Raw genomic sequence first — 13,485 nt, forward strand, 5'->3', positions numbered from 1 at the left:
CTTCGTGTTTTTCGTCGATCAGCTGGGAGCGGCTCTCGAAACTGCTGCGCGACTGCCGTGCAGCTCGCTGCGTTTGATCAGCCACTCCTGGTAAGGCCATCACTCCATCGAATCCGTTGGCCGGCCCAGCCACGGTCCTTGCCCGCCCCCTCGGGCCTTGCTCTGGCGCGGCGGCGCACATCGGCGCCGCCGCGTGTCATGCACCCAGCGCGTTACCAGCCGAAGCCGGCACCCACACCGATCGAACTGTCGTCACCACTGAGTGCGCCGCCCACCGTCAGCGTGGCGCGCGGGCTGATCGCACGCTGATAACCCACCGACAACGCCGACTCGCCGTTCTGGAAACCGACACCGGCACCGACGCGGTTCTGCGTGGCGATGCCACCGACGCTGGCGGCCATGTTCAACATCGCCGAGCTCATTGCACCCTGCCGATCCAGGCGACGGTTCTGCCGACGCAGACGGTCCTCGATATCGCCCTGGTAGGTCTCGAAGCTGTCGGCCATCGCGCTGTAGCGGCTGTCGGTATAGCTGTTGGCCGCGGCAACGCCGTTGTCCAGCTGGCCCTTGTTGACCGCGTCGGTGGCACGCGTGCCGGCGGCCACATTGGCCACCTGCCGCTCGCCGCCGACGCTGCCCACCGACACCGTGTTGGCGCGATCGGCGACCGAGCCCTGGCCCAAGGCAACCGCACCTTGTGCGCTGGCACGTGCGCCCTGACCGATCGCCGTGCCGGACGCCGCACTGACCTGCGCGCCCTCGCCCATCGCCACCGCATTGGTCGCCACCGCGGCAATCTGCGTGTTGGCGCCGACTGCGGTGCTGCCATCGGCATTGACGCGCGCATTGCTGCCGATCGCGGTGTCGTTGGGGCCATGCGCATACGCGCTGCCGCCGATCGCCGTGCCGGTCACGTGGTTGGCCACGGCCGCCGTGCCGACGGCGGTGGACGTTGCAGCCGGGGTGATGCTGCCGACCACTGCGGCGGTGGGCGTGCCCTGCACGCTGGCGCTGCTGTCGTCGACAACGTTGCTCGATGCAATCACTGCGCTGGCAGCAACAGCAGGCACCGCTGCAGTACGCAGCGATACCGTGCGTGCCGCAGTACCGGCCGTTGCAATACCAGCACCTGCGTCCAGCTCGGTGATCTTGCTATCCAAGGCGGTCAATGCCGCACCGACGTTGTTGTAGCTGGCACCTTGAATCACGTAGGTCGGCGCAACGAACACGCCTTGCGCGCCGATCGCCGCGCCACCACCAAGGAAGCTGGCCGCATTGCTGAGCGACTGGAACAACTGCCCGCCGTTGATCGCATCGGTGCTGGCACTGGAAATCGCGCCGCTGCCGACATTGACAATGCGACGCGTGGCCGGGCCGCCGCGGCCATCGCCGCTACCGACCGACACCACGTTGGCGTCATAGGTACGCGAGCCCGAGCCCAGCGCCACCGAATCGGCACCGCTGGCACCGGCATTGGCACCCAGCGCCACCGCATTGGCACCGCTCTGGCGCACGAAGGAGTTGTAGCCCAGCGCCACGCCGTTTTCGCCGATGGAATTGGTCTGCCGGCCCATCGCGGTGCTGTTCACGCCGCTGGCGCTGCTGTCCACGCCCATGGCGCTGGCGCCGGTGGCCGAGGCGCGGCTGCCGGAGGCGATCGCCACGCTGCGTGCGCCGCTGGCGGTTGCGCCGGCACCTGCAGCAGTGGCGCGGTCACCGGTTGCGGTGGCCACCCCTTCGCCGGTGGTCTGCACCATGCCGTTGGTGGTCTGCACATCGGCCGCCAGGGAATCCAGCTGGCCCTTGTTGACCGCATCGGTCGCCGCCTGGCCGTCGCTGACATTGACGATGCGACGCGTAGCCGGACCGCCGCGGCCGTTGCCGCTGCCGATCGACACCGTGTCGGCTTCGTAGGTACGCGAACCCGAGCCCAGCGCCACCGAATCGGCACCGGTCGCACCGGCATTGGCGCCCAGGGCCACACCATTGACCGCGCTCTGACGCACGAACGAGTTGTAGCCCACCGACACCGCGTTCTCGCCGATCACGTTGACCTGACGACCGACGCCGGTGCTGTTGATGCCGGTCGCCGATGCATCCACACCGACGACGCTGGCACCGACCGCATCGGCGCGACTGCCGCCACCCAGGGCCAGCGTGTTGTCGGCAAGTGCCGCAGCGCTCTGACCGAGCGCGGTGGCATTGACGCCGTCGGCATACGAATTCCAGCCGATGGCGGTGGTGTAGTCGGCCGTGGCCCATGCGCCCGCACCGAACGCGGCAGCGCCGGTGCCGGAGGCACGCGCCGGGATAAAGCCGAAGAACGTGCTGCCACCGACGGCCACGCTTTCGTCGCCGGTGGCTTCGCTGAACTCGCCCACGGCGACCGCGCTTGCACCGGAGGCCAACGATGCGGCACCGACCGCGGTGCTGTAGTCGCTCGAGGCCACCGCGCCGTAACCCAGCGCCGACGACAGCCGGCCGCTGGATTCGCTATAGCCGCCGAAGGCGGCGCTGCCGACATTGGAAGCGGTGCTGCGGAAACCGGCCGCCGTGGCCTGGTTGTCCGATGCCACTGCTTCGCTGCCGAGCGCGGTGGTATAGGTCGAAATCGCCTGCGCGCCGGCACCGTTTGCGGTGGCGCCGACATCGCTGGCCAGCGCATTGCTGCCAACGGCGCTGCTGTTTTCGCCGGTGGCCTGGGCATTGTTGCCCACCGCCGCTGCGCCGATTCCGCTGGCCAGCGCACTCACGCCAACCGCCGTTGCGTTATCGACCACCGCCTGCGCACCTGCGCCCAACGCCGTGGCGCCGGTGGCGGTGGCATTGGCGCCCTCGCCTGCAGCCAGCGCGTTGTCTCCTTCCACGTAGGCACCGGCATCGCTGTCATCGCTGCCGCTGGCCTGGAAGTACTTGCTGGTGGATTGCGCGGTTTCGGCAACGGCGTTGAGCTGGTCCAGATTCACCGCATCGGCGCCCTGCGTACCGGCGGCCACGTTGGTGATCTGACGCTCGTTGCCGGCGCTGCCCACCGAGACCGCAAAGTCGCGATCGGCCACCGAATCGGCGCCCAGCGCCACGCTGCTTTCGCCGGTGGATTCGGCAAAATTGCCGAGCGCGGTGCTGTTGAGGCCCGGTGCCCATGCAGCGCCGCCGAGCGCGGTGGAGAAGTCGCCGGAGGCTTCGGTCGGCAGCAGGCCGAGCAAGGCGCCACCGACCGACACGCTGTTGTAGCCGCTGGCCACGCTGCCCTGGCCGGCCGCAACGCTGTAGTCGCCGGTTGCGGTGGCATCACCACCCACGGCCACGGTACTGGAGCCGCTGGCGGTGCTGAAATTGCCCAGCGCGGTGCTGTTGAATCCGGTCGCGCTGGAATAGCCGCCCAGGGCGGTGGAGTAGTTGGAGGTGGCCTCGGCGCCGAAGCCGAACGCAGCCGCGCTGGTGCCATCGGCCACGCTTTCTGCGCCGACCGCGGTGGCCGAATCGCCACTGGCGCTGGCGAAATAGCCCATCGCGGTGGACTCGCTGCCCTGTGCCTCGCTCAGCGCACCGACTGCCAGCGAGCCATCGCCGTATGCACCTGCCGCTGCGCCGAGTGCAGTGCTCTGCGCGCCGGCGGCTTCGCTTTCACCACCCACGGCCACGGCGTAATCACCGCTGGCCTGGCTGAAGGCGCCGCTGGCCACGCTGCCGTAGCCACTGGCGGCGGCGTTGTAACCGGCCGCATTGGCGTACTGCGCGGTGGCGCTGGCACCGCTGCCGATGGCGACCGCGCCGATCGCGGTGGCCTGGCTGCTGGAGCCGAACGCGCTGCTGTAATCGCCATCGGCGGTGGCGTTGGACCCGGCTGCGGTGGCGTCCTCGCCCTGCGCGACGGCAGTGCCGTCACCGGTGCCTGCATACAGGCGCGCGGTGGTTTCGGCGGTTTCGCCGACTGCGTTGAGCTGGTCCAGGTTCACCGCGTCGGTGCCTTCGGTCCCGGCGGCGACATTGGTGATCTGGCGCTCGCCACCGACGCTGCCCACCGACACCGTGTTGGCGCGATCGGCAACTGCGCCGGCGCCCAGCGCTACGCTGTTTTGCGCGGACGCAAGCGCGTTGCTACCAATGGCCACGCTTTGCGCGCCATCGGCCTGCGCTTCCCAGCCCAGCGCAGCGCTTTCATCGCCTACCGCGGCAGATTCGCTGCCAAGTGCAATGGCACGCGCGCCCCACCCGTTGGCGAACGCACCCATCGCCACCGACGCGGTGTCGGCGGCGAAGGCATTGGGGCCCACTGCGGTGCTGTCGTAGCCATAGGCCGAACTCTCGATGCCGATCGCGGTGCTGCCATCGCCCCAGGCTACGCTGGCCATGCCCAGCGCAGTGGCCGAGCCGCCGTTGGCGATGCTTTCATAGCCGATCGCTGTCGAGTAGCGTCCGTTGGAGATGCTGTTGCCGCCGACGGCGGTGCTGAAATATCCCGATGCGTTGCTGTCGCCGCCGAGCGCAGTGGCGTAGTCGTCACCGGCGCTGCTGTTGAACCCCACCGCCGTGGCATTGGCGATGCTGGCATTGGCATTGCTGCCGACCGCCGTCGTGCCCAGCGCGGAGGCCTGGCTGCTCGCACCGAGCGCAATGCTGTCGTCGCCCGACGCGTTACTGGCGCCACCCAGCGCAACGGTGCGCTCGCCGAAGGCACTGCTGTTTGCGCCGATCGCAGTGGATGCGCTACCGCCGGCGGCGGCATTGGCGCCGAAAGCGGCGCTGTCATCGCCGAACGCGACGCTTGCACCGCCCACGGCCGTACTGGTGGCGCCGAAGGCCACACTGCCCACCCCCAGCGCAGTGGAGTCGGCCCCGTTGGCGATGCTCTCGTAACCCAGTGCAGTCGCGCCGCTGGCGGTGGCTTGGCTTGCGCCGCCCACTGCGGTGCTGGACTCGCCCGACGCGCTGCTGGCGGCGCCAAGCGCAGTGGCGTTGTCGGCGACTGCATTGCTGTTGAAACCGAGTGCGCTTGCATTCTCGCCGGTCGCGATGGCGCCGCTACCGAGCGCGGTGCTGCCCTGCGCGGATGCCGCGCTGGTCGAACCGAATGCAGCGCTGTAGTCACCCACTGCCGATGCGTTGGAACCGGCCGCAACGCTGTCGATGCCCTCTGCAATCGCGGTGCCATCGCCGGTGGCGACGAACGTGCGCGCAGTGGTGGATGCAACGTCGGACACGGCGGTGAGCTGATCGAGATTGACCGCATCGCTGCCTTCGGTACCGGCGGCGACGTTGGTGATCTGGCGCTCATCACCGGCCGCACCCACCGACACGGTGTTGGCGCGCGTGGCCACCGAATTGGCGCCCAACGCAACCGAGTTGGCGCCGCGTGCGGTGCTGTAGTAACCCAACGCCGTGCTCAGCTCGCCGCTGGCCCAGGATTCCGGGCCGACTGCCGTGGCACCTTCGCCAGGTGCATAGGCGAAGTAACCCACCGCGGTGGCTTCGGTGCCGGACGCTTCACTGAGCGTGCCGACGGCGGTGGTGTAGGTGCCCGATGCGATTGCACCGGCGCCCAGCGCGGTGGACGCTTCGCCGCTGGCCTGGGTCTGCACGAAGAAACCCAGCCCTGGAATGAAATCGACCGGACCACCGACAGCGGTGCTGCTGGTGCCGCTGGCGCTGGTCTGCGTGCCCACGGCGGTGGCGTAATCGCCCGCTGCATTGGCAACCGCACCAAAAGCGGAAGACTGCGCACCGGCCGCATACGCACCGACGCCGAACGACGAGGCGGCAAAGCCATCGGCATTGGCGCTGGCGCCAACTGCGGTTCCGCCGACGCCGGCACTGGTGGCGCCGGTGGTGACCGGCACGCCGCCACTGGTGATCAACGGCTCGCCGTCTTCGTCCACCGCAGCGCCGCCCACGGCCACGCTGCCGGGGCCGTGGGCCTGCGCGTTATGGCCGAATGCCGCGCTGTTCTGCCCGGAGGCGAGCGCATTGGCGCCGACCGCGGTGGCGTTGTCGGCCACCGCATTGGCACCGGTTCCCAGCGCAGTGGTCGCCGTGCCCACGGCATTGGCGGCATCGCCGGCAGCCAGCGCGCTATCGCCTTCGACATACGCGCCGACGCTGTCTTCGCCCGGGGTCGCCTTGAAGAACGTGGCCGTGTCTTCGGCCACATCGGCCACGTCGCGCAACTGCGCCACGTTGACCGCGTCGGTGGCGTTGACGCCGGCGCTGACGTTGGTGATGCGGCGCGTGGCCGGACCGCCGCGGCCATTGCCGCTGCCGACCGACACCACATCGTCTTCGTGGGTGCGCGAGCCTGCGCCCAGCGCCACCGAGTTGGCACCGGTCACGCCGGCGTTAGCACCGAGTGCCACGCCGTTTTCGCCGCTCTGGCGTACGAAGCTGTTGTAGCCGATGGCCACCGCGTTCTCGCCGATCGCATTGGTCTGGCGGCCGATCGCGCTGCTGTTGACGCCGCTGGCGCTGCTGTCGGCACCGCTGGCGAGCGCCCCGGTCGCGCTGGCGCGACTGCCGGCGCCGATGGCAGTGGCGTTGGCGGCAGGTGCCGACGCGCCGCGGCCGACCTCGACCGACTGCGCCATTGCAGAAAGGGGGATGGCGATGCCGGCGCTACCCAGCGCCAGTGCGATCGCGGCAACCAGGCAACGGCTCTGGCGGCGGTCGATGAATGCGGCGGTGCTCACTGCGCCCGGGCTGTCGCCGCTGGCCAATTCCGATGCCACGGCCCACACGCCTAACGATTTGTTCCAGACCTTGCGATAAATCCGATTCATCGACGCACTGCTCCTGAATGTTGGGACTGGTTTTTTGACGAACACCCACCATCGCGAGGGCCTTCCAGCCGCTGCGATCCCCGTGGTGATTGGCGCCATGGGCCAACTGGCGGTGCGCGGGAAGCAGCACCCTGGATAGTCAAAAAGTGAACGCTACCCAACCATAGAACTGAGCGAAGTGTTAACAGCGGTCAAATCAGGCGTCAAGTTTTTGACATAAAGCGAAGCTGAGTGTGCTTTCCATCACACTTCGGCTTGCTTTTATTCGTTTTTTGATAATTCTTTGGAAAACAGCGATCTAGATCATGTCTTGGAAGACATTTCCAAGCTGAATACGCCTGTCCACAGCAGACAAAAAAGCCCGCTGGCAGGACGCCAGCAGGCTTGGTTGCGCAAAACGGCGCGCCGAACAGGTCAGGAATCGGGTCAGCGCTCCCCGCGCCGACGACTCAGCCCATCACGGTCAACGACGAGAGCGGTTTTACCCGCATCACTGCGCCAGGAAACCGACGTCAGCGCCCCCTCGCGCCGCCATGTGTCAGATCACTGGCGCGCCAACAGGCTCACGCCATCGAAGCTGCTGCCGTCGAGCCGGATGAAATAGGTTCCGGCACGCGGTGCGGTGAAGCGCACCGTCTGGCTGGTTCCGCCGCGGCTGGACATGCCGTCGTTGTCGGTCGCGCTCGGCGCGCGGCCAAAGGCGACATACAGCGCCGCCTGCCCGCTGCCACCGAAGCTGATGAAGCTCAGCACCGCACCCGCGTTCGCTTCGAAGGCGAACACACCGGCGTCGCCGGCCACATTGGACAAGCCGCGCTCGGGCACGCTGTTGCGCAGCGCCTGCGCATCCAGCTGGCAGCCCAGATCGCCGCTGTCGCAGCGGCGCAGCGCGCGATCGATCGCCGCGCCGGCATCCACGATGCCGCTGCCGGCCGGCGTGCTCAACGGCAACTGCACCGGAAACGCGCGCGCACTGCGCTTGAGCAGGCGTTCCAGCGCCGCAGGTGTCAGCGGCGGCTTGCCATCGGCGATCAGCGCGCTCTGCACCAGTGCGGCAGTCCCCGCCACGTGCGGCGAGGCCATCGAGGTTCCGGCAAAGCCAGGCCCGATGTAGTCGAACTGGCCGGACGTGGGCGTGGTCTTGCCGGTGTAACCGGTTTGCCAGATCCAGCTGCCGATCGGGCCGTCGTACAAGGTGTCGGTTGCCAGATCGCGCGCGCCGCCGCCAGGCGCGGCCAGATCGATCAAGCTGCCGAAATTGCTGTAGTACGCCAGGCCGCCGGTCAGGCGGGTGGCCGCCACCGACACCACATTGGCGCAGTTGGCCGGCACCGCACTGGACACATCCGAGCCATCGTTGCCGGCCGCCACCACCACGGTGGTGCCGCGCGACACCGCACCGTCGATCGCCGCCTGCGTGACCGAATCGCAGGGGCCAAAGCCGCCCAGGCTCATGTTGATGATTTCCGCCGGGTCGCGATTGTCCGGCACACCTTCCACATGCCCGCCGGACGCCCACACGATGGCATCGGTGATGTCCGAGAACGAACCGCCGCAGTGACCGAGCACGCGGACCGGCAGCACCTTGGCCTTGTAGGCCACACCGGCACCGCCAATGCCGTTGCCGGTGGTTTCGGCGATCGTGCCGGCCACGTGCGTGCCATGCCAGGAGCTGTCATGCGCCGCGGAAAAAATGCCGCACTCGCCGTCTTCGGCTTCCCAGTCGCCACGGTCCAGCGCACCCGCCACGCGTGCATCGGTCGGACGTCGCGACCGGCCGGCATCGGTGATGAAGTCGTAACCCTGCAGCAGATTGCCGGCCAGATCCGGGTGCGCCGGCAGGACGCCGGTGTCGATCACCGCCACCACCACGCCCTCGCCCTGCGCGGTCTTCCACGCCGCCGGCGCATCGATGCCGCCGACCGGATCGGTGAGATGCCATTGATTGCTCGCCAGCAGCGGATCGTTGGGCAAGCTGCCGCCGCTGCTCTGCAACGGATAGGCGCGTGCATCGATCTGCGCATGTTCCACCGCCGGATCGGCTTGCAGCTCGCGTACCAGGCGGTCGGCGTCGCTGCGGCTGAGTTGCGTGGGCAGCCGGATCAACTCACCGCCCACCGCCAGGGTACGCACATGCGTCGGCGCGGCCTGCGCGCCGCTGCGGGCGGCCGGTGCCAGGCGCACTGCCGCGCGTGATGCCGCCGCAGTGATGGTGGCCGCCGACGCAGCGCCGACTTTGCGCGCGGTCACTGTGCCGCTGCGATAGGTGACGATGATGCTGTCGACCGGGGCGTCGCGCATGGCCTGCTGACGTTGCGCAGTGCTCACGCCGGAATCCAATATGGCCGCGGTGGCGATGCCGCTGGCGAGCGAAAGTGCGGCGCTGCAGGCGATGGCGAGCGTTCGGGAACGATGGGTCTGAATCACGATGACGTCCTCTTCAAGATGAAATGCAAAGCGAATGAGTGAGCACGCAGCGGCCGCACGCGCAGCCGTTGCAATGGCAAGGCCTGCGTTACCAGCCGAAGCCGGCACCCAGGCCGATCGACCGGTCGTCACCGCTGAGTGCGCCGCCCACCGTCAAGGTGGCGCGCGGGCTGATCGCACGCTGATAACCCACCGACAACGCCGACTCGCCGTTCTGGAAACCGACACCGGCACCGACGCGGTTCTGCGTGGCGATGCCACCGACGCTGGCGGCCATGTTCAACATCGCCGAGCTCATCGCGCCCTGCCGATCCAGGCGACGGTTCTGCCGGCGCAGACGGTCCTCGATATCGCCCTGGTAGGTCTCGAAGCTGTCGGCCATCGCGCTGTAGCGGCTGTCGGTATAGCTGTTGGCCGCGGCGACGCCGTTGTCCAGCTGGCCCTTGTTGACCGCGTCGGTGGCACGCGTGCCGGCGGCCACATTGGCCACCTGCCGCTCGCCGCCGACGCTGCCCACCGACACCGTGTTGGCGCGATCGGCGACCGAGCCCTGGCCCAAGGCAACCGCACCTTGTGCGCTGGCACGTGCGCCCTGACCGATCGCCGTGCCGGACGCCGCACTGACCTGCGCGCCCTCGCCCATCGCCACCGCGTTGGTCGCCACCGCGGCAATCTGCGTATTGGCGCCGACCGCGGTGCTGCCATCGGCATTGACGCGTGCGTTGCTGCCGATCGCGGTGTCGTTGGGGCCATGCGCATACGCGCTGCCGCCGATCGCCGTGCCGGTCACGTGGTTGGCCACTGCGGCCGTGCCCACGGCGGTGGACGTTGCAGCCGGGGTGATGCTGCCGACCACCACCGCAGTCGGCCTGCCCTGCACCGCGTTGCCTGCATCCAGCGCGCTCGCCGTTGCAGCAACCGACGACGCCGAACTTTCTGGCATGCCGTCGGTGGCCAGCGCTGTCGCCTGCAGGCCATCGTCTGTCGCATCCGCCGTGGTGGCGACAGTCGAGGCGTCCGCAACTGGTGAAGGCGCCGCCGCCACACGCGCAGCGCTTGAACGTGCGGCAGTGCCGGAGGTGGCCGTTCCACCTCGCGCATCCAGCTCGCTGACCTTGCTGTCCAGCGCGGTCAGCGCCTCTCCCACATTGCGGTAACTGCTGCCCTGGATCACGTAGGTCGGTGCCACGAACACCCCTTGCGCACCGATCGCCGCGCCACCGCCGAGGAAGCTGGCGGCGTTGCTGAGCGACTGGAACAACTGACCGCCGTTGACTGCATCGGTGCTGGCACTGGCAATCGCGCCGCTGCCGACATTGACGATGCGACGCGTGGCCGGGCCGCCGCGGCCATTGCCGTTGCCCACCGACACCACGTTGGCCTCGTAGCTGCGCGAGCCCGCGCCCAACGCCACCGAATCGGCACCACTGGCACCGGCATCGGCACCGAGTGCAACGGCGTTACTGCCCCCCTTGCCGGGTGAAGGCGTTGTAGCCCATCGCCAGACTGTTGTTGCCCAGCGCATTGGACTGCACGCCCAGTGCCACCGCCGCACTGCCGGTTTCACCGACGAACACGCCGACGTTGGCATTGCGCCCGATCGCGATCGCATCGGGTGCGTCCGCCTTGGCATTGCTTCCCAGGGCGATATTGTCGCCATAGAGGATCGACGTATTGGCGCCGCTCCCGATCGCGATGCTCCTGCTGGAGGTGGCGCGCGCGTCATAGCCGATGCCGATCCCCTCCACGCCCTCGGCAGATGCCAGTGCCCCCAGCGCCACCGTGCGCGGCGCGAACGAAGCGGCGCTATGGCCGATCGCCACCGCGTCGGCATTGTTGTCGTTGGAGAACACATTGGCGTTGTAGCCAAGCGCAACGGCGTAATCGCCGTCGCTTCGCGCACCGGCGCCGATGGCAACGCCACCGACCCGGAAGGCGCCTGCCGACCTGAGCGTGGAGCTGATCAGCGACATGCCGCCAAGCGTCACGCTGCGCTCGCCGGCGGCAACCGCCAGACTGCCCACGGCCACACTGCTCTCACCAAGACTGGAGGCGTTGAAGCCCATCGCCGTGGTCATGCTCGCGTTGGCCAGCGCACCAAAGCCGAAGGCCGACGACGCCGCACTGCGCGCGGTCGAAAAGGCGCCCACCGCAGTGGCAACATCATCCTGCGCACGTGCGCTGAATCCGGCGGCCATGGATTGCTCGCCGCTGGCCGCGGCCCCCGTGCCGACCGCAGTGGCGAAGCTGCGCTGGGCGATCGCCCCACTGCCCAGCGCCACGGCGCCGCGCGCCTGGGCCGAGGTGGCCTGTTCCTGTGCGCCGACGATGGAGCCCGCTGCATCGAACACCGGCACGGACGCGACGCCACCCACTGCAACGGCAGAGGCATCGGCTGCGCTGGCGTTGCGGCCGACAGCCACGGTATCGCGCCCGAGCGCCAGACTGCCCGAGCCCAGCGCATTGGCACCATCGCCGATCGCGTTGCTGGCGCTCCCCAACGCAAGCGCATTGAGTCCATCGACATGGGCAGCGACTTCGTCCGTATCGGTCTTGCCAATGGCCAGCGTGCTATCGAGCCGATTGGTGATCGCACGTACGCTGTCGAGCTGGGCAACATTGACCGCATCGTTGGCCTCGGTGCCTGCCGCCACGCTGGTGATCTGCCGCATCAAACCCGCCTGCACATCGCCCACCGACACCGTGTTGCTGCGGTACGCGTAGGAATGTGCGCCCAGTGCGACGGCGCTGGATGCAGAGCGATTCCAGGCATCGTCGACAAAATCGCCCACGCGCGCGCCATAGCCGATCGCCACCGCATCGATCCCGTTGGTCTGGGAATCTGCACCGACCGCGGTGTTGTTGCCGTTGAACCACGACGTGGCGGCACGCGCGCCCAAGGCGATACTGTTTTCCACGTAGGCCGTGCTGTCGTGACCGATCGCGATGCCACCATCGCCCATCGTCAATGCGAAACCATTCAGCGACACCGTGCGTGGCGCGAACGAGCCGGCGCTGTGGCCGATCGCCACGGAATCGGTATTACCTGGCGCATTGGGAAAGATGTTGGAATCGTAGCCAATGGCAATCGCATAATCGGACTGGCTCTGCGCACCTGCGCCGAGCGCGATGCCGCCTGTTCCGGTGGCGGCGGTGATCGAGCCGAAGTTGCTGATGCCACCCACCACCACGCTTTGCACACCGCTGGCCAATGCGGTATCGCCCACTGCAATACTGCTACTGCCTTCGCTGCGCGCCCGGTAACCGAAGGCGGTGGACGTATCTCCGCTGGCACGCGAACTGTAGCCGCCGGCGGTGGAGAGAAAACCACTGGCGGTGGACAGACCACCCACCGCGGTGGCGCCGTCGTTGCCGGTCTGCGCGCGATACCCCACCGCCGTGCCCTGCACGCCGGTGGCGCTGGCGCCGCTGCCCAGGGCGCTGGAAAACGGATCGCCCGCCAGTGCACCACCGCCGATGGCCGTCGCTCCCACCCCGGATGCTTGCGTGGCCTGTTCGCGTTGCCCGATGACAAATCCTAATGCGTCGTAGTCGTAGACCGTTGCCACGCCGCCGATGGCGGTTGCCGATTCCCCGGCGGCCGACACGTTGTGCCCGATCGCGGTGGCATCGCGCTCCAACGCCAGGCTTCCGCCACCGAACGCACTGGTGCCATCGCCCAGCGCATTGCTTGCATTGCCCAGTGCCAGCGCATCCTGCCCATCCGCAAACGCCGGTGCATCGGTATCGGCCGCAGGCGTTGCCGATGCTTGCGCGCTCGCGCTTGCAGACGCTGCGTTGTCGCTGGTCGCCGCATCGGTGTCGCAACGTTGCTGGCCCTCGACCACCGTGCAATGCGCAAGCGCATCGGCATGCGTGGTGGTGGCCTGGGCAGCTGCGGCCATGCCGGCAAGCGCCAGCAGCATCGCTGCCGCCAGCCTGCCGCGTGCATGTACCGGAGATCGATATACTGGGTGATTTCGGGTATCGCAGGCAAGCCTTACCGTTCGGCGATGAGCATACTGCTCACCACCGGCATCCAATTGAATTGATTTCATTAACGACTCACTCCCCATTGGTCTGGCATGTAAAAACCGACCACCGCGCGATTGCATCGCACGGTCCCCCTGAGGTTTATCGAAAACGCACTCGCCTTGCTTCTGCGCCGGCAAATACCCGCGCAAAAACATCCACGATCAATGCATAAAGTGCTGCAGAAACGCCATAAATCAGTGATTCATAACGTGGTCTGAATCTATTGAAAAACCAAAGGTTCAATTGAGAT

The 13,485-nt window shown here is 67.9% G+C and carries 2 protein-coding genes and 1 pseudogene; all 3 read right to left on the bottom strand.

The window, feature by feature from the left end; genetic code table 11:
- Positions 1-212: 212 nt before the first annotated feature.
- The 3 genes and pseudogenes from LL972_RS13000 to LL972_RS13010 all read right to left on the bottom strand — a co-directional run bounded on the left by LL972_RS13000 (position 213) and on the right by LL972_RS13010 (position 13,258).
- Positions 213-6,773 (bottom strand): ESPR-type extended signal peptide-containing protein, encoded by a 6,561-nt coding sequence (locus LL972_RS13000; RefSeq protein ID WP_228327949.1) that lies wholly within the window; start codon positions 6,771-6,773, stop codon positions 213-215.
- A gap of 543 nt (positions 6,774-7,316) precedes the next feature.
- Positions 7,317-9,074 (bottom strand): S8 family peptidase, encoded by a 1,758-nt coding sequence (locus LL972_RS13005; protein ID WP_266104617.1) that lies wholly within the window; start codon positions 9,072-9,074, stop codon positions 7,317-7,319.
- Positions 9,075-9,288: 214 nt separating this feature from the next.
- Positions 9,289-13,258: pseudogene (locus LL972_RS13010) on the bottom strand (YadA-like family protein).
- Positions 13,259-13,485 lie beyond the last annotated feature (227 nt).

Origin of the sequence: Xanthomonas campestris pv. asclepiadis, from assembly GCF_020784175.1 — a bacterium.
GTDB lineage: Bacteria > Pseudomonadota > Gammaproteobacteria > Xanthomonadales > Xanthomonadaceae > Xanthomonas > Xanthomonas campestris_D.